The following is a 19,911-nucleotide window of genomic DNA, read 5'->3' as shown; positions in this document are numbered from 1 at the left end:
CGTGGCCGCAGCCGCGGGGGTTTCGACCTGCGCGGTCGCCTGGTGATGGTCGGTGGTGCGCTGGGCCTGTGCTCGGTGGTTCTGGTCGGCCGCGCGTTCGACCTGCAGGTGGTGCACAACGAGTTCTACCGCCAGCAGGGCGAGGCGCGCTTCAAGCGCGAACTGCCCATTCCGACCTCGCGCGGCATGATCACCGACCGCAACGGCGAGCCGCTGGCGGTGTCCACGCCGGTGGAGTCGATCTGGGCCAATCCGCAAGAGTTGTTGAAGAACCCGGCGCGCATCCCCGAGCTGGCCAAGGCGCTGGGTGTGCCCGCCGACTACCTGGCGCGCAAGGTCGGGCAGAAGGCAGGCAAGGAATTCGTCTACCTCAAGCGCCGCATCAATCCCGACGAGGCGCGGCGCATCCTGGCCCTGCAGATCCCAGGCGTGGCCTCGCAGCGCGAATACCGCCGCTTCTACCCGCAGGGTGAGGCGATGGCGCACGTGTTGGGGTTCACCAACGTCGACGACCGCGGCCAGGAAGGGCTGGAACTGGCCTTCGAGGACTGGCTGCGCGGCACACCCGGCAGCAAGCGCGTGATCCGCGATCGCCGGGGCAACATCGTGGAGAGTGTGGATCTGGTCACGCCGGCCGAGCCGGGCAAGGACCTCACGCTGACCATTGATCGCCGCATCCAGTACCTGGCGCACCGCGAACTGCGCAGCGCGCTGCTGCGCACCGGTGCCAGCGCCGGGTCGGTGGTGGTGCTGGACGTGGCCAGCGGCGAGGTGCTGGCGATGGCCAACCTGCCCAGCTACAACCCCAACGCCGGTGGCGGCACCAACATCGACGCACACCGCAACCGCGCGGTGACCGACGTGGTCGAGCCGGGCTCGACGATGAAGCCGCTGACCGTGGCCGCGGGGCTGAAAGCCGGCGTGATTACGCCCAGCACGGTGTTCGATCTCAACCCCGGCTACATGGCGCTGGATCGCCGCTACACCATCCGCGACCATCGCAATTACGGCCTCCAGACCACCACTGGCATCATCACCAAGAGCTCCAACCTGGGCGCGGCCAAGATCTCGGCCAAGCTCGACGATCAGTTCTTCTACGAGTTCATCCGTGGCTTCGGCTACGGCCAGGTGCCGCAGAGCGGCTTCCCGGGCGAGTCGCCGGGGCTGTTGCCGCAGCCTTCCAAGTGGTTCGGCACCACCAAGGCCACCATGTCCTACGGCTATGGCCTGTCGGCCACGCCGTTGCAGATCGCGGTGGCGTACGCGGCGCTGGGCAACGGCGGCATGCTGACCCGCCCGACGTTCGTCAAGGGCGAGGAGCGCGAATCGCGCCAGGTGCTGGATCCGGCCATCGCCAACGAAGTGCTGCACATGATGCAGACCGTGACCGAGACCGGCGGTACCGCCACGCAGGCGGCGATCCTGGGCTACCACGTGGCGGGCAAGACCGGCACCGCGCGCAAGTTCAACAGCACCGGCGGCTATTCGCGCCGCTATGTTTCGTTCTTTGCCGGGCTGGTGCCGGTCGAGCGCCCGCGGTTCTCGATGGTGGTGGTGGTTGACGACCCGGACCCGGGCAAAGGCTATTTCGGCGGCCTGGTGTCGGCCCCGGTGTTCAAGAACGTGATGGAGGGCGCGCTGCGGCTGATGGACGTGGCGCCCGACGACATCGATACCTGGCTGGCCGCGCAGGCCGAAACCGAGGCAAAGCGGATCAGGGCCAACGGTGGCAAGCCGGTGAAGGATGGCCCGGTGCTGCCCAGTGCTGCCCCAAGCATCGCCGGCCTGCCGGCGCCGGTGATGGGGGGCGCGCCATGAGTAGCGGCAAGCGCCTCGCCGACCTGCTGCCCGACGTCGCCGGTATCCCCGGCGATCTGCGCATCTCCGCACTGGTCATGGACAGCCGCGAGGCCACGCCCGGCTGCGCGTTCGTCGCCATCGCCGGGTTCGGTGCCCACGGCCTGCAGTTCGCGCAGCAGGCGCAGGCGGCGGGCGCGGTGGCGGTGCTGTTCGAGCCACCCGCACCGTCGCATCTGCCGCCGCCGGACGGTGCCATCGCGGTGCCGAACCTGCGTGCACGCCTGGGTGAGATCGCCGACGACTTCCACGACCGCGTCACCGACGCAATGACCCTGGTCGGCGTGACCGGCACCAACGGCAAGACCACTACCGTGCAGTTGCTGGCCCAGGCCTGGACGTTGCAGGGCATCACCGCCGGCACCGTCGGCACGCTCGGTGCCGGCCTGTATGGCCAAGTGGTGCCGACCGGCTTCACCACGCCGCTGGTGTTGCGCACCCACGGCCTGCTGGCCGAGCTGCACGCGGCCGGCGCTCAGGCGGTGGCCATGGAAGTCAGCTCGCATGCCCTCGACCAGGGGCGTGTGGCTGGCCTGCACTACGACGTGGCCGTATTCACCAACCTCACCCGCGACCACCTCGACTATCACGGCGACATGGACACCTACGGCGCGGCCAAGGCGCGCCTGTTCCAGTGGCCGGGACTGAAGGGTGCGGCGATCAACCTCGACGACGCGTACGGCGCCACGTTGCCGGCGCTGCTGGCCGAGGGCGTGCGCTGCGTCGGCTTCAGCTCGCGTGGCCATGCCGATGCGGTGGTGCGCGCACAGTCGCTGCGCCTGGACGCAGGCGGCATCCACTTCGAGCTGGCCATCAATGGCGAGGTGCACCCGGTGCGTTCGCCGCTGCTGGGCCGGTTCAACGTCGACAACCTGCTGGCCGTCGCCGCCACCCTGCATGCGCAGGGCCAGGCGCCGGCCGCGATTGCCGCGACGCTGGGCCAGTTGCAGCCGATCCACGGCCGCATGAACCGCCTCGGTGGCGACGAAGCCCCAACGGGCCGCCGTCCGCTGGTGGTGATCGACTACGCGCACACGCCCGACGCGCTGGAGCAGGCGCTGGCCTCGCTGCGCGGCCATGCCGGCGCACGGCTGCTGTGCGTGTTCGGCTGCGGCGGCGAGCGCGACCGCGGCAAGCGTCCGCAGATGGCGGCGATCGCCGAGCGTCTGGCGGACGTGGTCGTGGTCACCGACGACAACCCGCGCGCCGAGGACGGCGACCGGATCGTGCAGGACATCATGGCCGGCTTCGCCGCGCCGCAGGCCGTCCACGTGCTGCGCGACCGTGCGAAGGCCATCGCCTTCGCCGTGGCCGCCGCCGCCGCGGACGACATCGTGCTCGTCGCCGGCAAGGGCCACGAGCCGTACCAGGAGATCAACGGCGTGCAGCATCCCTTCGACGACACGGACGTGGCGCGCGCCGCGCTGGAGGCCCGCGCATGAAGACGCTGTGGCTTTCCGCGATCGCGCGCATGGTCGGTGGGCGCCTGGAAGGCGAGGACCGCCAGGTCTTCGCCGTGTCCACCGACACGCGCACCCTGTTCAACGGCGAGGGGGTGCTGTTCATCGCGCTGAAGGGCGAACGCTTCGACGGCCACGAGCACGTGCAGGACGCGGCCGAGGCCGGCGCGACCGCGGCGCTGGTGTCGCAGCACATGCCGGCGCGCGTGGCCGGTTGGGACCTGCCACAGGTCGTGGTGCACGACACCGAGCGCGCGCTGGCCGACCTGGCCGCGACGCTGCAGCACGAGCGCGTGGGCGGCAAGGTCGTGGCCATCACCGGCAGCAACGGCAAGACCAGCGTCAAGACGCTGGTGCTGTCGATCCTCGAGCGCGCCGGCAAGACCTACGCCAATCCCGGCAACCGCAACAACGAGATCGGCCTGCCGCTGGCGGTGATCGACGCGCCGGACGATGCGCGTTTCTCCGTGTACGAAATGGGCGCCGGCAAGCCGGGCGACATTGCCTACCTGACCCGCATCGCGCGGCCGGACGTGGCACTGGTCAACAACATCGCCCCCGCGCACCTGGAGCGCATGGGCAGCCTGCTGGCGGTGGCCGACACCAAGGCCGCGATCTACGATGCACTGCCCGCCGACGGCACGGCGGTGATCAACGCCGACGACGCCTTCGCCCCGTATTTCGCCGAGCGCGCGCACGGTCGCTCGCTGGTGTACTTCGGCCTGGACAACAGTGCCGATGTCATGGCCACGGACATCACGCTGGATGCCGATGGCTCGCACTTCACGCTGGTCACGCCCGTGGGCGAGGCGCCGGTGCGTCTGGCCATGCCCGGACGCCACAACGTCCGCAATGCGCTGGCGGCCGCCGCGATGGCCGGCGCGCTGGGCGTGCCGCTGGACGTCATTGCCGAAGGGCTGACCGCGGCGCCACAGGTGGCCGGCCGGCTGATCGCGCACACCCTGGCCAACGGTGCGGTGCTGGTCGACGACAGCTACAACGCCAACCCGGGCTCGCTCGCCGCCGCCATCGACACCCTGGCCGCCAGCGGCGGCGAGGGCTGGCTGGTGCTGGGCGACATGCGCGAGCTCGGTGACGACGCCGAAGCCATGCACGCCGAAGCCGGGCGCCGCGCCAAGGCCGCGGGCCTGCGCCGCCTGTTCGCGCTGGGGCCGCTGAGTGCAGCTGCGGCCAGCGCCTTTGGCGAAGGTGCGACGCAATACGACAGCCACGATGCGCTGGCCGCGGCGCTGCGCGCCGAACTGCACGAGGGCGTGCGCGTGCTGGTCAAGGGTTCGCGCGGAAGCGCGATGGACAGGATCGTGACCGCGCTGGTGGGCGCGGACAAGGGGGGCACCCATGCTGCTTGAACTCGCGCGCTGGCTGGAGCAGCTGCAGAGCCTGTTCGGCCTGTTCAACTACCTGACCATCCGCGGCATCCTCAGTGCATTGACCGCACTGGCGCTGTCGCTGTGGTGGGGTCCGGCGGTGATCCGCCGCCTGGGCCAGCTCAAGGGTGGCCAGCCGATCCGCAAGGATGGCCCACAGTCGCATTTTTCCAAGGCAGGTACGCCCACCATGGGTGGCGCGCTGATCCTGCTCACGGTGCTCGCATCCGTGTTGTTGTGGGGCGACCTGCGCAACAAGTACGTGTGGGTGGTGCTGGCGGTGATGGTCGCCTTCGGCTGGATCGGCTGGTGGGATGACTGGATCAAGATCGTCAAGCGCGATCCCAACGGCATGAAGTCGCGCACCAAGTACGCGCTGCAGTCGCTGTTCGGTCTGGCCGCCGGGTTGTACCTGTACCTGTATGCCGACGTGCCGGCCGCCACCACGTTCTACGTGCCGCTCTTCAAGTCGGTGGCGCTGCCGCTGGGGGGCGTTGGCTTCGTCGCCATCGCCTACCTGTGGATCGTCGGCTTCTCCAATGCGGTCAACCTGACCGACGGCCTGGACGGCCTTGCGATCATGCCGACGGTGCTGGTCGCCACCGCGCTGGGCGTGTTCGCCTACGCCGCGGGCCATGCCGAGTTCGCCAGGTACCTGCAGATCCCCGCGGTGCCGGGCGCGGGCGAACTGGTGGTGATCTGTGCGGCCATTGCCGGTGCGGGCCTGGGTTTCCTGTGGTTCAACACCTACCCGGCGATGGTGTTCATGGGTGACATCGGCGCGCTGGCGCTGGGCGCCGTGCTGGGCACCATCGCGGTGATCGTGCGCCAGGAACTGGTGCTGGTGATCATGGGCGGCATCTTCGTCATCGAGACGCTGTCGGTGATGATCCAGGTGGCCAGCTTCAAGCTGACCGGCAAGCGCGTGTTCCGCATGGCCCCCATCCACCACCACTTCGAGCTCAAGGGCTGGCCGGAGCCGCGCGTGATCGTGCGCTTCTGGATCATCTCGGTGGTGCTCGTGCTGGTCGGCCTCGCCACCCTGAAGGTGCGCTGACATGGACACCGCCGCCCGCCAGGCCACCCGCTTCGACGCCATCCAGGGCCGATTCGACCCCTGGCTGCTGGGCATTGCCCTGGCCCTGGTGTGCCTGGGCGTGGTGATGGTCGGTTCGGCGTCGGTGGCCATCGCCGAGGACGAAGGCAACAGCCCCTACTACTACCTGCTGCGCCACAGCGTGTTCATTGGCGGCGGACTGGTGCTGGCCGCATGGATCGCGCGCACCGACCTCAAGACGGTCGAGCAGCACAGCTGGTGGCTGCTGCTGGCGTGCTTCGTGCTGTTGCTGCTGGTGTTCCTGCCCGGCATCGGCAGGACCGTCAACGGCGCTCGCCGCTGGCTCAACCTGGGCATCGCCGGCTTCCAGGCGGTGGAGGCGGTCAAGCTGTTCTTCATCATCTGGCTGGCCAGCTACCTCAAGCGCTTCAGCGAAGCGGTCAATGCCACCTGGCCGGCCATGCTCAAGCCGCTGGGCGTGGCGGTGGTGCTGGTGGCCATCCTGCTCATGCAGCCGGACTTCGGCTCGTCGTCGCTGCTGCTGGCCATCACCGCGGGCATGCTGGTGCTGGGCGGCGTCAACATGCCGCGGATGTTCGCGCCGGTGATGGTCGGACTGCCGGTGCTGGCGGTGATCGCCATCGCCGAGCCCTACCGCATGCGCCGCATCACCTCGTTCACCGACCCGTTCGCCGATCCGTTCGGCGCCGGCTACCAGCTGGCCAACGCGCTGATGGCCGTGGGGCGCGGCGAATGGCTGGGCGTCGGCCTCGGGGCTTCGGTGCAGAAGCTGTCCTACCTGCCCGAAGCGCACACCGACTTCATCATGGCGGTGATCGCCGAAGAGTTCGGTTTCCTCGGCGTGCTGGTGGTGGTGGGCCTGTTCACCGCCTTCGTCGGCCGCGCGTTCTGGGTGGGCTACCGCTGCGTGGAGATGGGCCGTCATTTCCCCGGCTACTGCGCCTTCGGCATCGGCCTGTGGATCGGCCTGCAGGCGCTGGTGTCCATCGGCGTGAACCTGGGCCTGCTGCCCACCAAGGGCCTGACCCTGCCGCTGATTTCCTACGGCGGTTCGAGCGTGATGATGACCTGCATCGCGGTGGGCCTGCTGCTGCGCGTGTCCTACGAGCTTGACCGCGCCCAGCGCCAGGTGGCGTTGCGACGTGGCGAAAGCGCCGCGGCCACCTCCGGCACGCCCGCCTACATTCCGCCCACCGCGCAGCCGCTGCCGGGCATGGCCACCGCGGCCCGCGCCAGCGCCGCCAAGACCGCGGACGCGGCACGCGGCACCAGCCGCCTGCGCCAGCGCATCGAACCGATCTTCGGGAGGGGCGCATGAAGCCCGCAGCCACCGATACCGACCTGCACCCGGTGATGATCCTCGCCGGTGGCACCGGTGGCCACATTTTCCCCGGCCTTGCGGTCGCGCGCGCGCTGCGCGAGCGTGGCCAGCCGGTGCTGTGGCTGGGCGCCGAAGGCGGCATGGAAACCCGGCTGGTGCCGCAGCACGGCATCGCCATCGACACCATCGCGGTGCGCGGCGTGCGCGGCAAGGGCATCACCACGCTGCTGGCTGCGCCGTTCAAACTGCTGTCGACCGTGCGCGCAGCCGGGCAGATCCTGCGCCAGCGCCAGCCGCGCGCGGTGATCAGTTTTGGTGGCTACGCGGCGGGCCCGGGTGGGCTGGCCGCACGACTGGCCGGCATCCCGCTGGTGGTGCACGAGCAGAACCGTGCCCCCGGCATGACCAATCGCGTGCTGTCGCGCCTGGCGCGCCACGTGCTGACCGGTTTCCCGGACACCTTCCACACCGTGCAGGAAGAAGTGGTGGGCAACCCGGTGCGTGCGGAGATTTCCGCCGTGGCACCGCCCGAACAGCGCTTCGCCGACCGCCAGGGACCGCTGCGGGTGCTGGTGCTGGGTGGCAGCCAGGGCGCACGCGCGCTCAATGCCGCGGTGCCCAAGGCCATCGCCGGCCTGCGCGGCAACCTGGCGTTCGAAGTCCGCCACCAGTGCGGCGAGAAGATGCGCGCCGAAGCCGAGCAGGCCTACGCCGATGCCGGCGTGGCGGCCTCGATCGAACCCTTCATCGCCGACATGGCCGCCGCCTATGCCTGGGCCGACGTGGTGGTGTGCCGCGCCGGCGCACTGACCCTGGCCGAACTGTGCGCGGTGGGCGTGCCCAGCCTGCTGGTGCCGTTCCCGCAGGCGGTGGACGACCACCAGACCAAGAACGCGCAGTACCTGGTCGAGCGCGGCGCCGCGCAGCTGCTGCCGCAGGGCGACGACCTGGCCGAGCGCCTGGGCGCCAGCCTCGCAACCCTCAGCCAGCGCGAAGCACTGCTGCGCATGGCCCAGGCCGCGCGCGCGCTCGCCAAACCCGACGCGGCCGACCGCGTCGCCGACATCGTATTGGAGCACACCGCATGAGTTCGGCCCTTCGCCGCCGCCTGCAACACAATGGCGACCTCGCCAAGGCCTTCCCGCGCGTGCACTTCGTCGGCATCGGCGGCGTGGGCATGAGCGGCATCGCCGAGGTGATGTGCACCCTGGGCTACCAGGTCTCCGGCTCGGACAATGCCGACAATGCCGTGACCCGCCGCCTGGCGTCACTCGGCATCAGCGTGCAGAAGGGCCATGCCGCGGCCAACGTGCTCGGCACCGACTGCGTGGTGGTGTCCAGCGCGATCAAGGCCGACAACCCCGAACTGATGGAAGCGCGCGCGCAGCGCATCCCGGTGGTGCCGCGCGCGGAGATGCTGGCCGAGCTGATGCGCTTCAAGCGCGGCATCGCGGTGGCCGGCACCCACGGCAAGACCACCACCACCTCGCTGACCGCCAGCGTGCTGGCCGAGGGCGGCATCGACCCCACCTTCGTCATCGGCGGGCAACTGCTTGCCGCCGGCGCCAACGCGCGCCTGGGCAAGGGCGAATGGCTGGTGGCCGAGGCCGACGAGAGCGATGGCAGCTTCCTGCGCCTGAACCCGCAGATCGCCGTGGTCACCAACATCGATGCCGACCATCTGGAAAACTACGGCGGCGACTTCGCCAAGGTGCAGGCCGCGTTCGACGAATTCCTGCACCGCCTGCCGTTCTACGGCCTGGCCGTGCTGTGCGTCGAGGATCCGGAAGTGGCGGCACTGGCCGCGCGCACCTCGCGCCACGTGATGACCTACGGGTTTGGCGACCACGCCGATGTCCACGCCGTCGACGTCGAGCAGGCCGGTCCGCACATGCGCTTCACGCTGTGCCTGCCGGACGGCTCGCGCACGCCGGTGACGCTGGCGCTGCCGGGTCGCCACAACGTGCTCAACGCGCTGGCCGCCGCCTCGGTCGCCTGGCAACTGGGCGTCACCGCTGAGGCCATCGCCCGCGCGCTGGAGAAGTTCGCCGGCATCGGCCGACGCTTCAACCTGCTGGCCGAGCCCACCACGGCCAGGGGCGCCAAGGTCATGCTGGTCGACGACTACGGCCACCACCCCAGGGAACTGGAGGCGGTGTTCGCCGCCGCGCGCGGCGGCTGGCCGGAGCGTCGCCTGGTCGTCGCCTTCCAGCCGCACCGCTACAGCCGCACCCGCGACCAGTTCGACGACTTCGCCGCGGTGCTGTCGACGGTGGACGCACTGGTGCTGACCGAGGTGTATCCCGCGGGCGAAGCGCCCATTGCCGGCGCCGATGCCAAGTCGCTGGCGCGCGCCATCCGCGCGCGTGGCCGCATCGATCCGGTGGTGGTGAATGCCGCCAGCGAACTGGCGGGCGTGCTTCCCGACATCCTCGCCGATGGCGACCTGCTGCTGATGATGGGCGCGGGCGACATCGGCCACGCCGCGCAATCCATCGCCCGTGCCGGCTTCCCCGACGCGGCTTCGCAAGGAGAAACCCCGTGAGCATGCCGGCCAGCGACCTGTCCTTCGCCGCTCCCCGCGTCAGCGACCCGTCCGTGTTCGGCCGCGTGGCCGTGCTGATGGGGGGCACCAGTTCCGAGCGCGAGGTGTCGCTCGACTCGGGCCGCAACGTGCTGGATGCACTGCGTGCCACCGGCGTCGACGCGTTCGCGGTGGACGGCATCCCCGCGCTGGTCGACGCCATTCGCGCGGGCAAGGTCGACCGCGTGTTCAACATCCTCCACGGCAACAAGGGCGGCGGCGAGGACGGCGTGCTGCAGGGCCTGCTGACCGCGCTGGGCGTGCCGTTCACCGGCTCGGACGTGCTCGGCTCGGCGCTGGCGATGGACAAGATCCGCACCAAGCAGGTGTGGCTGAGCGTCGGCCTGCCCACCCCGCGCTACGTGCGCCTGGCGCGCAGTGAGCAGGGCGTGCGTGACGACGTGCAGGCGGCGGCCCGCCAGATCGGCATGCCGCTGATCATCAAGCCCTCGTGCGAAGGCTCCAGCGTGGGCGTCTCGCGCGTGCACGACGAAGCCGGCCTGGTCGACGCCGTCGCGCTGGCCGCCCGCTACCCCGGCGAAATGCTGATGGAGCAGCTGGTGGTCGGCGACGAACTGACCGTCGGCATCCTGGCCAACGGCGACGGCCACACCGCGCTGCCCTCGATCCGCATCGTGCCCAAGGGCGAGTGGTACGACTACAACGCCAAGTACATCGCCGAGGACACCCAGTACCTGTGCCCGGGCCTGGAAGGCGACGCCGAAGCGGAGATCCGCCGCATCGCGCTGGCCGCGTTCCTGGCCGCCGGCTGCAGCGGCTGGGGCCGCGTGGACGTGATGCGCGACCGCGGCACTGGCCAGTTCTACCTGCTCGAAGTGAACACCGCGCCGGGCATGACCAGCCACTCGCTGGTGCCCAAGGCCGCGCGCCAGGTCGGCATCGGTTTCGAAGCGCTGTGCTGGCGCGTGCTGGAGTCCAGCGTGCAAGGGGGTGCGGCGGCGTGAGTGCGATCCTGCGACTCGCCGGCTGGTTGCTTGCGGTGGCCCTCGTGGCGCTGCCGGTGGTGGCCGTGGTCAACGGTTGGGTGGGGGCCTCGCAATGGCCGCTGTCCAAGCTGCGCGTGACCGGCGAGTTCCAGCGCGTGGACGGCGCGCTGCTGCAGAAGACGCTGATGCCCTACGCGCAGCGCGGCTTCTTTGCCGTGGATCTGGAAGGCGCGCGCACTGCGGTCGCGCGGCTGCCGTGGGTGGAGTCGGCTGACGTGCGCAAACGCTGGCCCGACGTGCTGGAAGTGCGCGTGACCGAACATCGCCCCTTCGCCCGCTGGGGCGATGACCGCCTGCTCTCGCAGCAGGGCCGCCTGTTCCCCGCCAAGGGCGTGCAGGTGCCCCCGGGCCTGCCCCGACTGGGCGGCGCCGAATCGCGCGTGCCCGAAGTGGTCGCGCTGTACAACGAATCGCGCGAACTGTTCACGCCCATCGGCTTCGATGTGGACGTGTTGCAGATCGACGCGCGCGGCAGCTGGAGCCTGGTGCTGCATTCGCGTGCGCGTAGCGGCGAGCTGGCCGCGGCCGGCTCCGAAGTGATCGTGGGCCGCAGCGGGGCCCGCGCCAGGCTCAAGCGCTTCGTGCGACTGATGCCGCAATTGCTGGCGCAGCAGGAGAAAGTGCTGACCCGCGCCGACCTGCGCTACACCAACGGCTTTGCCCTGTCCTGGGCGCCCGCGCCCGCGCCGGCCAGGCCGGAGGCTCCCGTTTCTCCGTCCGCACCGGCACAGCCGGGCGGCAGCACCACGCAGCAAGGACAGACATGAACCGCAAGGGTGACAAATCCCTGATCGTCGGCCTGGACATCGGCACCTCCAAGGTGGTGGCGCTGGTCGGCGAGTACACGCCCGACCACAACGGCCCGGGCAACCCGATCGAGGTCATCGGCATCGGCTCGCACGAATCGCGCGGCATGCGCCGCGGCGTGGTGGTCGACATCGACTCCACCGTGCAGTCCATCCAGCGCGCCATCGAGGAAGCCGAGCTGATGGCCGGCTGCGAGATCCGCTCGGTGTACGCGTCGATCTCCGGCAGCCACATCCAGTGCCGCAACTCGCAGGGCGTGGCGCCGATCCGCGATGGCGAAGTCACCCTGGCCGACTTGGACCGCGTGCTGGAAGCGGCCAAGGCCGTCGCCATCCCGGCCGACCAGAAGATCCTGCACGCCATTCCGCGCGACTACGTGCTCGACGGGTCGCAGGAAGGCATCCGCAACCCGGTTGGCATGACCGGCGTGCGCCTGGAGGTGCACGCACACCTGGTCACCTGCGCCGCCGCCGCCGCCGCCAACATCACCAAGTGCGTGCAGAAGTGCGGCCTGCAGGTCGATGACCTGATCCTGGGCGTGCTGGCCTCCAGCAACGCCGTGCTGACCAGCGACGAGCGCGAACTGGGCGTGGCGCTGGTCGACATGGGCGCGGGCACCACCGACATCGCGGTATTCGTCGGCGGCGCGATCGCGCACTCGGCCAGCCTGCCGATCGCTGGCGACAAGGTCACCGAGGACATCGCGCACATGCTGCGCACGCCCACGCCCGAGGCCGAGCAGATCAAGGTGCGCTACGCCTGCGCGCTGGCGCAGATGGCCACCGCGGAAGAGTCGATCCAGGTGCCGTCGGTGGGCGACCGCCCGCCGCGCCGCATGCCGCGCGCCTCGCTGGCGCAGGCCGTGCAGGCGCGCTACGAGGAAATCTTCGAAATGGTGCAGGCCGAGCTGCGTCGCAGCGGCTTCGAACAGCACGTGCGCGCGGGCATGGTGCTGACCGGCGGCGCAGCAAAGATGGAAGGCGTGGTCGAACTGGCCGAAGAGATGCTGCAGATGCCTGTGCGCGTGGGCATCCCGCAGCACGTCACCGGCCTGGGCGAAGTGGTCGGCAACCCGGTGCACGCCACCGGCGTGGGCCTGCTGCTGATGGGCAGTCAGATCGAGAATCCGCGCCGACCGGTGCTGCCCACCGGGCGCGCGGGTGGCTTCCTGAGCAAGTTGAAAACCTGGTACCGCGGCGAGTTCTGACGGCGCGACACGTTACGCGGCGGTCGCGAAGGCGCGGCCACCGGCAGGCAGGCGAGGCGACGAGACACAAAGTGGACGCGTTGTCGAAAGACAGTTCGCAAGGACGCGCATCCCCGAGTGGCAAGACAGCAACACGACACCCACAACAAGCAGCACACATAATTAGACAATCGAGGACACGGACATGGCGCACTTTGAACTGGTTGAACAGATGGCCCCGAATGCGGTGATCAAGGTCGTGGGCGTGGGCGGCGGCGGCGGCAACGCGGTCGCGCACATGGTCAATGGCAACGTCGACGGCGTGGAGTTCATCACCGCCAACACCGATTCGCAGGCGATCAAGAACTGCGGCGCCAAGCTGCAGCTGCAGCTGGGCAGCAACGTCACCAAGGGCCTGGGCGCGGGCGCCAACCCCGAAGTCGGCCGCCAGGCCGCGCTGGAAGACCGCGAGCGCCTGATGGACGCGCTGCAGGGCGCCGACATGGTGTTCATCACCGCCGGCATGGGCGGCGGCACCGGCACCGGCGCCGCGCCGGTGGTGGCGCAGCTGGCCAAGGAGATGGGCATCCTGACCGTGGCCGTGGTCACCAAGCCGTTCCCGTTCGAAGGCCGCCGCCGCATGCAGGTCGCGCTCAAGGGCATCGAGGAACTGAGCCACCACTGCGACTCGCTGATCACCATCCCCAATGAAAAGCTGATCACCGTCCTTGGCCGCAACGCCACCATGATCCAGGCGTTCCGCGCCGCCAACGACGTGCTGCTGGGCGCCGTGCAGGGCATCGCCGACCTGATCGTGCGCCCGGGCCTGATCAACGTCGACTTCGCCGACGTGCGTACCGTGATGAGCGAGATGGGCCTGGCCATGATGGGCACCGGCAGCGCCCGCGGCGACGACCGCGCGCAGGCCGCCGCCGAGTCCGCCATCCAGAACCCGCTGCTGGACGACGTCAACCTGGCCGGCGCCAACGGCATCCTGGTCAACATCACCGCCGGCCCGGACTTCACCATGGCCGAGTTCGACGAAGTGGGCCGCACCATCGAAGGCTTCGCCTCCGAGGACGCCACCGTGGTCATCGGCACCGTGCTCGACCCGGACATGCAGGACGAGGTCAAGGTGACCGTGGTCGCCACCGGCCTGAACCGCGCCACCGCCCGCCAGTCCGTGCGCGACACCGGCCGCGACAACGGCTTCCAGACCCACCGCCGCCCGCAGGTCGAACTGGTGCGCAACACCGCCCGCCTGGACGGCACCACAGGCCTGCCGATCGATGACGTCACCGACGCCTTCGCCCCCGGTGCCTCGTTCAACCCGGCCGGCCCGGCCATCCCCAGCTTCGGTGGCAGCCTGCGCAGCAACGCGGCGCGTCCGGCCGCCGAGCCGGCCTCGTCCACCGGTGCCGCCGACTTCGACAGCTACCTCGACATCCCGGCCTTCCTCCGCCGCCAGGCGGACTGACCGGCGCGGCACCCGGGCGCCGTCGCCAGCGGCGTCCGGCGGTCCCCTCCGCGGGGCCGTGTCCTGTCCATGTACCCGGCGATGCCGCAGGGCGTTGTCCGGGCGTGGAACACTTTGCCCCAGCCCTTCCGGGCAGGGGATTGGGCCGGTCGGCGTGCTGCAGCCAATGCGGCGCCGACCGGCCAGTCTTGCCGGCAACGATGACAATGGCGGGACGCTGTGTCCCCGGTTTTCGCCGGGATTCAGGTTCGGCCGTGCTAACCTTCCGCGACTGAACGTGGGATTGGTTCTCATCCGCCCCAGCCGGCCAACGCAACCAGACCCAAGGCCTCCCCCGCCTATGCCCCGTCAACGCACCCTCAAGAACGTGATCCGCGCCACCGGCGTGGGCCTGCACAGCGGTGAAAAGGTTTTCCTCACCCTGCGTCCGGCCGCCGTGGACACCGGGCTCGTGTTCCGTCGCGTTGACCTTGAGCCGGTGGTGGAGATCCCCGCACGCGCCGACCTGGTCACCGAAACCACCCTGTGTACGGGGCTGAGCCGCGGCCCGGCCAAGATCCAGACCGTGGAACATCTGCTGTCGGCCATGGCCGGCCTGGGCATCGACAATGCCTACATCGACCTGTCCGCGCCGGAAGTGCCGATCATGGACGGCTCCGCAGGCCCGTTCGTGTTCCTGCTGCAGTCCGCCGGCATCACCGAGCAGGACGCGCCCAAGCGCTTCATCCGCATCACCCGCCCGGTGGAAGTGCGCGACGGCGACAAGATCGCCCGCTTCGAGCCGCATGACGGCTTCCGCATCGGCTTCACGGTGCGGTTCGACCACCCGGCCATCCCGGCTTCGCAATCGCGCGCCGAGATCGAGTTCTCCACCGCCTCGTACGTGAAGGAAGTGAGCCGCGCCCGCACCTTCGGCTTCATGCGCGACCTGGAGTACATGCGCGAGCGCAACCTGGGCCTGGGCGGCTCGATGGACAACGCCATCGTCCTGGACGAGTTCCGCGTGCTCAACGACGACGGTCTGCGCTACGCCGACGAGTTCGTGCGCCACAAGATCCTGGACGCGGTGGGCGACCTGTACCTGGCCGGTCACCCGATCATCGGCGCCTACGAGGGCTACAAGTCGGGCCACGCCCTCAACAACAAGCTGGTCCGCGCCCTGCTGGCCGAGCAGTCGGCCTGGGAAGAAGTGACCTTCGCCGACGAGGCCCACGCGCCCGTCACCTACGGCATTCCCGTCCCGGTCTGACGGCCGCAGGCGGATCGGCCCTGGCGTGAAGGCCGGGCCCGGGGGCCAGTTTGGTCCGGTCCGGTCCGGTCCGACCGGGCCGCACGTTTTCGGCCCCCCGGCCATTCCGCGCCGGCCTACGCATTCCAACTGCCGAACCGGTCACGGACGTGAATGTCGCGTGACGTATTAACGTAATTTTAACGATATATTACCGAAACGCTTCCGGCGACTTAACAAAAAGGGAAGTGGCGGCCGTTAGGATGCCCCGTCCTCCCGGAAAAGGACGGCCGGCACGCAGGTTGCGCGCCACGCCATCCGGCCCCGGTCGGCGTCAGTCAGACCCTGTGGGGTCAGGGTTCTTGAGTGACGCCAATGCCGCCTGCAGGTCTTTCAGTGCAGCCGCGGACATGGGGATGGCCTTCCGCGTTGTCTGCCCAGGCGGTGCAACGGGGGGAGTTGTCTTGACGACGACTTCGGCCACGTCGAGTCCGATGGATCGGGCCGCGTCGAGGATCACCGGAGCCGCAAGCCGCAGCTTGGCGTGCCACACCGGGGCATCGACGACAAACACGAGTCTGCCGCGTTCAAGGTTGGCCAGGCGCGCATGCGCCGCCAATGAAGGGGGCAGATGGGGACGTAACCGACGGTCCACGCTGTCGAGCCACAAGGCGCGACGCAACGTGTTTCCGGCCGGCGCCGCCATGAGCACGTCAAGTGCGTCCTGGGGCGAAGGCGGGGAGGGCGGGGATCGGGAATCAGACATCGGACATATGACCTATCACACCATCCTAAACAAATCGCACGGGCCGTTCCTGCGCTTCGTGCACCAACTGGCCCACAAGGGCGCGCGCCGGCCGTTGCTGGCCATCGCAGTCCTGCTGGGCGCCGGTGCCGTCCTCGGCGGCGGCACCAGCCTGGCGGTCACCGCCGCCCTGCGCGCCGACGTGCAGCAGCAACAGGCCGAAACCAACAAGATCCGCCGCGAGGCCCAGCGCGAGGTCAACGCATTGGCCGCCCGCCTGGGCGAGCTGCAGGCCGAGGCCAACCGCCTCAACGCCCTGGGCGAGCGCCTGACCCGCATGGGGCAGCTGCAGGACGGCGAGTTCGACTTTGACCAGCCGGTCGGCGTGGGCGGCGGCGATGCCGTCGAGGACATGCCGGTGGGCGAACTGGTCGACGGCATGGACGATCTCAAGCGCAAGTTCGCCGCCTCCGGCGACCAGTTGTCCGTGCTGGAGTCGCTGCTGTTCAACACCCAGCTGGCGATGAACGCCGTGCCCGGCCGCGAGCCGATCCAGGGCAAGTACATCACCTCCTCGTTTGGTACCCGCGCCGACCCGATCAAGGGCGGCCGCCAGTTCCACAAGGGCATCGATTTCGAGGCCAACGTGGGCGACCCGGTGCTGGCCGCCGCCGACGGCGTGGTCAGCTTTTCCGGCGACCGCTCCGGCTACGGCCACACCGTCGAGGTGGACCACGGCAACGGTTTTGTCACCCGCTATGCGCACAATTCACGCCTGACCCGCCGGGTGGGCGAACTGGTCCGTGCCGGCACCGAGATCGCCAAGGCCGGCTCGTCGGGCCGCTCCACCGGCGCCCACGTGCATTTCGAAGTGTGGCAGAACGGCGCCGTGGTCAACCCGCGCAAGTTCCTGAGCCAGCAGTCGCCGCTGCAGGTGAAAGTCCGCGGCTGAGGCCGGTGGCGAGCGCTTGAAAGCGCGTTGACCCGCCACCACGCTAGAATGAACGACCGCCAAGACAGGGCGCCCAGCGCCCTGTTTTCATTTCCGCTTCGGAACCGTCCATGCTCAACAGCCTGCTTACCCGCGTTTTTGGCAGCCGCAACGACCGCCTGCTGCGCCAACTGCAACGCACCGTCAACAAGATCAACGCGCTCGAGCCGGAGATCCAGAAGCTCAGCGACAGCGAGCTGCAGGCCAAGACCCCCGAGTTCCAGCAGCGCATCGCCAACGGTGAAGCGCTCGACAAGATCCTGCCCGAAGCCTTTGCCGTGTGCCGCGAGGCCGCCAAGCGCGTACTTGGCATGCGCCACTACGACGTGCAGCTGATCGGCGGCATGGTGCTGCACCTGGGCAAGATCGCCGAGATGCGCACCGGCGAAGGCAAGACCCTGGTCGGCACGCTGCCGGTGTACCTCAACGCGCTCGAAGGCAAGGGCGTGCACGTGGTCACCGTCAACGACTACCTGGCGCGCCGCGACTCGGCGTGGATGGGCAAGCTGTACAACTGGCTGGGCCTGAGCGTGGGCGTGGTGTACCCGGGCATGCCGCACGGCGACAAGGCCGCCGCCTACGCAAGCGACATCACCTACGGCACCAACAACGAATTCGGCTTCGACTACCTGCGCGACAACATGGCGCTGGCCAAGGAAGACCGTTTCCAGCGCGGCCTGCACTACGCCATCGTCGACGAGGTGGACTCCATCCTGATCGACGAAGCGCGCACCCCGCTGATCATCTCCGGCCCGGCCGACGAGTCGCCGGAGCTGTACATCAAGGTCAACCGCATCGTCCCGCAGCTCAGCCGCCAGGAAAAGGAAGACAGCGAAGGCGACTTCTGGGTGGACGAGAAGGGCAAGCAGGTGCACCTGTCCGAGTCCGGCCAGGAGCACGCCGAATCGCTGCTGCGCGGCGCCGGCATCCTCAGCGACGACGACGAGCTGTACGACCCGCGCAACCTGACCGTGGTCCACCACCTCAACGCCGCCATGCGTGCGCATGCCATCTACCAGCGCGACGTGGACTACATCGTGCGCGATGGCGAAGTGATCATCGTCGACGAGTTCACCGGCCGCACCCTGGCCGGCCGCCGCTGGTCCGACGGCCTGCACCAGGCGGTGGAGGCCAAGGAAGGCGTGCCGGTGCAGCGCGAGAACCAGACGCTGGCCAGCATCACATTCCAGAACCTGTTCCGCATGTACAAGAAGCTGGCCGGCATGACCGGCACGGCGGACACCGAGGCCTACGAGTTCCAGAGCATCTACGGCCTGGAAGTGATCGTAATCCCCACCAACAAGCCCGTGCAGCGCAAGGACTACCCGGATGCGGTGTTCCTCAATCGCGCCGGCAAGTACCGCGCCGTGGCCAACGAGATCAAGGCCGCCAACGCCAAGGGCCAGCCGGTGCTGGTGGGCACCACGTCGATCGAGGTGTCGGAGCTGCTGAGCCAGCAACTGACCGAAGCGGGCATCGCCCACGAAGTGCTCAACGCCAAGCAGCACGAGCGCGAAGCGCACATCGTGGCGCAGGCCGGCCGCCCGGGCGCCATCACCATCGCCACCAACATGGCCGGTCGCGGCACCGACATCGTGCTGGGCGGCTCGTGGGAGTCCGAACTGGCCGCGCTGGAAGCCGAAGGCGAAGTGGACGACGCCACCAAGACGCGCCTGAAGGCCGAGTGGCAGCAGCGCCATGAGGAAGTGAAGGCCGCTGGCGGCCTGCACATCGTCGGCACCGAGCGCCACGAAAGCCGCCGCATCGACAACCAGTTGCGCGGCCGCGCCGGCCGCCAGGGCGACCCGGGCTCGTCCCGCTTCTACCTGTCGCTGGAAGACAACCTGATGCGCATCTTCGCCGCCGACTGGGTGCAGAAGGTCATGGCGCGCATGGGCCTGAAGGAAGACGACGTCATCGAGAGCGGCCTGGTCACCAAGCAGATCGCCAACGCGCAGCGCAAGGTCGAGGCCCACAACTTCGACATCCGCAAGAACCTGCTCGACTTCGACGACGTCAACAACGACCAGCGCAAGGTCATCTACGGCCAGCGCAACGAGCTGCTGGACGCCGAGGACATCCAGGAGAACATCCTGGGCATCCGCGACGACGTGGTGGGCGACATCGTGCAGCGCTACGTGCCGATGAACTCGGTGGACGAGCAGTGGGACCTGCCGGGCCTGCAGGCCACCCTGGCCGAGGATCTGGGCGTGCAGGTGGACCTGCAGGGCCTGGTCAAGCAGCACGAGGAGCTGGATGCCGAAGGCATCGCCGAACACGTGCGCAAGGCCGTGGACGAATACTTCGGCACGCGTGAGCAGGCGCTGGGCGCCGAGACCATGCGCATGCTGGAGCGCCACATCATGCTCAACGTGGTGGACCAGAACTGGAAGGAACACCTGGCCCGCATGGACTACCTGCGCCAGGGCATCCACCTGCGCGGCTACGCGCAGAAGCAGCCCAAGCAGGAATACAAGAAGGAAGCCTTCGAGCTGTTCAGCGACATGCTGGAGAAGGTCAAGCGCGAAGTGACCACCTTCCTGGCGCGCGTGCGCATCCAGACCGAGGACGAGATCGCGGCGTTGGAAGCACAGGAGCGCGCCCAGGCCGAAGCGCAGTCCCGGCAGATGCAGTTCCAGCACGCCGACGCCGGCGGCTATGGCGCCGACGAGGAAGCCGCGCAGGTCAACGAGGCCGCCTTCGCCAACATCGGCCGCAACGACCCCTGCCCATGCGGCAGCGGCAAGAAGTACAAGCACTGCCATGGACAGCTCGCCTGACC

Annotated in this window: 15 protein-coding genes; 14 read left to right on the top strand and 1 reads right to left on the bottom strand. The window is 69.2% G+C overall.

The window, feature by feature from the left end:
• Positions 1-45: 45 nt before the first annotated feature.
• The 12 genes from IP93_RS00900 (at position 46) to lpxC (ending at position 15,414) form a co-directional block, all read left to right on the top strand.
• Positions 46-1,818 (top strand): peptidoglycan D,D-transpeptidase FtsI family protein, encoded by a 1,773-nt coding sequence (locus IP93_RS00900; protein ID WP_242006698.1) that lies wholly within the window; start codon positions 46-48, stop codon positions 1,816-1,818.
• Positions 1,815-3,299 carry a UDP-N-acetylmuramoyl-L-alanyl-D-glutamate--2,6-diaminopimelate ligase gene (locus tag IP93_RS00895; protein WP_144811069.1) on the top strand — a complete coding sequence of 495 codons (1,485 nt, stop codon included), beginning with the start codon at positions 1,815-1,817 and terminating at the stop codon, positions 3,297-3,299. Before IP93_RS00900 ends, IP93_RS00895 begins: the two co-directional genes overlap by 4 nt.
• Positions 3,296-4,687 carry a UDP-N-acetylmuramoyl-tripeptide--D-alanyl-D-alanine ligase gene (locus IP93_RS00890; RefSeq protein ID WP_144811067.1) on the top strand — a complete coding sequence of 464 codons (1,392 nt, stop codon included), beginning with the start codon at positions 3,296-3,298 and terminating at the stop codon, positions 4,685-4,687. The genes IP93_RS00895 and IP93_RS00890 overlap by 4 nt, the downstream gene beginning before the upstream one ends.
• Positions 4,677-5,762, top strand: a complete 1,086-nt coding sequence (mraY, locus tag IP93_RS00885) for a phospho-N-acetylmuramoyl-pentapeptide-transferase (RefSeq protein WP_144811065.1) — start codon at positions 4,677-4,679, stop codon at positions 5,760-5,762. Before IP93_RS00890 ends, mraY begins: the two co-directional genes overlap by 11 nt.
• 1 nt (position 5,763) lies before the next feature.
• Positions 5,764-7,101, top strand: coding sequence for a putative lipid II flippase FtsW (ftsW, locus tag IP93_RS00880; RefSeq protein WP_144811064.1), 1,338 nt, complete (start codon positions 5,764-5,766; stop codon positions 7,099-7,101).
• A complete protein-coding gene (gene murG / locus IP93_RS00875; RefSeq protein WP_242006675.1) occupies positions 7,098-8,192 on the top strand; it encodes an undecaprenyldiphospho-muramoylpentapeptide beta-N-acetylglucosaminyltransferase in 1,095 nt (364 codons plus the stop codon). Before ftsW ends, murG begins: the two co-directional genes overlap by 4 nt.
• On the top strand, positions 8,189-9,649 hold the full coding sequence (gene murC, locus IP93_RS00870; protein ID WP_144811062.1) for a UDP-N-acetylmuramate--L-alanine ligase: 1,461 nt from the start codon (positions 8,189-8,191) through the stop codon (positions 9,647-9,649). The genes murG and murC overlap by 4 nt, the downstream gene beginning before the upstream one ends.
• Positions 9,650-9,651: 2 nt before the next feature.
• Positions 9,652-10,653: a D-alanine--D-alanine ligase gene (locus IP93_RS00865; protein ID WP_144811496.1), complete on the top strand. Its 1,002-nt coding sequence runs from the start codon at positions 9,652-9,654 to the stop codon at positions 10,651-10,653.
• Positions 10,650-11,462: a cell division protein FtsQ/DivIB gene (locus IP93_RS00860; protein ID WP_144811060.1), complete on the top strand. Its 813-nt coding sequence runs from the start codon at positions 10,650-10,652 to the stop codon at positions 11,460-11,462. The genes IP93_RS00865 and IP93_RS00860 overlap by 4 nt, the downstream gene beginning before the upstream one ends.
• Positions 11,459-12,709 carry a cell division protein FtsA gene (gene ftsA / locus IP93_RS00855; protein ID WP_144811059.1) on the top strand — a complete coding sequence of 417 codons (1,251 nt, stop codon included), beginning with the start codon at positions 11,459-11,461 and terminating at the stop codon, positions 12,707-12,709. Before IP93_RS00860 ends, ftsA begins: the two co-directional genes overlap by 4 nt.
• A gap of 184 nt (positions 12,710-12,893) precedes the next feature.
• Positions 12,894-14,165, top strand: coding sequence for a cell division protein FtsZ (ftsZ, locus tag IP93_RS00850; protein WP_144811057.1), 1,272 nt, complete (start codon positions 12,894-12,896; stop codon positions 14,163-14,165).
• Positions 14,166-14,505: 340 nt separating this feature from the next.
• Positions 14,506-15,414, top strand: coding sequence for a UDP-3-O-acyl-N-acetylglucosamine deacetylase (gene lpxC, locus IP93_RS00845; RefSeq protein WP_144811055.1), 909 nt, complete (start codon positions 14,506-14,508; stop codon positions 15,412-15,414).
• A gap of 313 nt (positions 15,415-15,727) precedes the next feature.
• Here the strand turns inward: lpxC and IP93_RS00840 are convergent, their stop codons facing one another.
• A complete protein-coding gene (locus tag IP93_RS00840) occupies positions 15,728-16,159 on the bottom strand; it encodes a DciA family protein (protein ID WP_144811054.1) in 432 nt (143 codons plus the stop codon).
• A 7-nt stretch (positions 16,160-16,166) separates the two neighbouring features.
• On the opposite strand from IP93_RS00840, the gene IP93_RS00835 reads away from it, so the two are divergent.
• Both IP93_RS00835 and secA read left to right on the top strand, forming a co-directional pair.
• Positions 16,167-17,090: a M23 family metallopeptidase gene (locus tag IP93_RS00835; RefSeq protein ID WP_144811052.1), complete on the top strand. Its 924-nt coding sequence runs from the start codon at positions 16,167-16,169 to the stop codon at positions 17,088-17,090.
• Positions 17,091-17,200: 110 nt separating this feature from the next.
• Positions 17,201-19,909 carry a preprotein translocase subunit SecA gene (gene secA / locus IP93_RS00830; RefSeq protein WP_144811050.1) on the top strand — a complete coding sequence of 903 codons (2,709 nt, stop codon included), beginning with the start codon at positions 17,201-17,203 and terminating at the stop codon, positions 19,907-19,909.
• Positions 19,910-19,911: the final 2 nt, after the last annotated feature.

The sequence above is a fragment of the Aerolutibacter ruishenii genome, from assembly GCF_007830115.1.
In the GTDB taxonomy this organism is placed as follows: domain Bacteria; phylum Pseudomonadota; class Gammaproteobacteria; order Xanthomonadales; family Xanthomonadaceae; genus Aerolutibacter; species Aerolutibacter ruishenii.
Note: the sequence above shows the minus strand (reverse complement) of the source record. Positions and strands in the feature narration are given on the sequence as shown.

Excerpts from the sequence above, each read along its gene's own strand:
- IP93_RS00900 (WP_242006698.1), top strand. The coding sequence starts at position 46 with ATGGTCGGTGGTGCGCTGGGCCTGTGCTCGGTGGTTCTGGTCGGCCGC.
- IP93_RS00895 (WP_144811069.1), top strand. The coding sequence starts at position 1,815 with ATGAGTAGCGGCAAGCGCCTCGCCGACCTGCTGCCCGACGTCGCCGGT.
- IP93_RS00890 (WP_144811067.1), top strand. The coding sequence starts at position 3,296 with ATGAAGACGCTGTGGCTTTCCGCGATCGCGCGCATGGTCGGTGGGCGC.
- mraY (WP_144811065.1), top strand. The coding sequence starts at position 4,677 with ATGCTGCTTGAACTCGCGCGCTGGCTGGAGCAGCTGCAGAGCCTGTTC.
- ftsW (WP_144811064.1), top strand. The coding sequence starts at position 5,764 with ATGGACACCGCCGCCCGCCAGGCCACCCGCTTCGACGCCATCCAGGGC.
- murG (WP_242006675.1), top strand. The coding sequence starts at position 7,098 with ATGAAGCCCGCAGCCACCGATACCGACCTGCACCCGGTGATGATCCTC.
- murC (WP_144811062.1), top strand. The coding sequence starts at position 8,189 with ATGAGTTCGGCCCTTCGCCGCCGCCTGCAACACAATGGCGACCTCGCC.
- IP93_RS00865 (WP_144811496.1), top strand. The coding sequence starts at position 9,652 with ATGCCGGCCAGCGACCTGTCCTTCGCCGCTCCCCGCGTCAGCGACCCG.
- ftsA (WP_144811059.1), top strand. The coding sequence starts at position 11,459 with ATGAACCGCAAGGGTGACAAATCCCTGATCGTCGGCCTGGACATCGGC.
- ftsZ (WP_144811057.1), top strand. The coding sequence starts at position 12,894 with ATGGCGCACTTTGAACTGGTTGAACAGATGGCCCCGAATGCGGTGATC.
- lpxC (WP_144811055.1), top strand. The coding sequence starts at position 14,506 with ATGCCCCGTCAACGCACCCTCAAGAACGTGATCCGCGCCACCGGCGTG.
- IP93_RS00840 (WP_144811054.1), bottom strand. The coding sequence starts at position 16,159 with ATGTCTGATTCCCGATCCCCGCCCTCCCCGCCTTCGCCCCAGGACGCA.
- IP93_RS00835 (WP_144811052.1), top strand. The coding sequence starts at position 16,167 with ATGACCTATCACACCATCCTAAACAAATCGCACGGGCCGTTCCTGCGC.
- secA (WP_144811050.1), top strand. The coding sequence starts at position 17,201 with ATGCTCAACAGCCTGCTTACCCGCGTTTTTGGCAGCCGCAACGACCGC.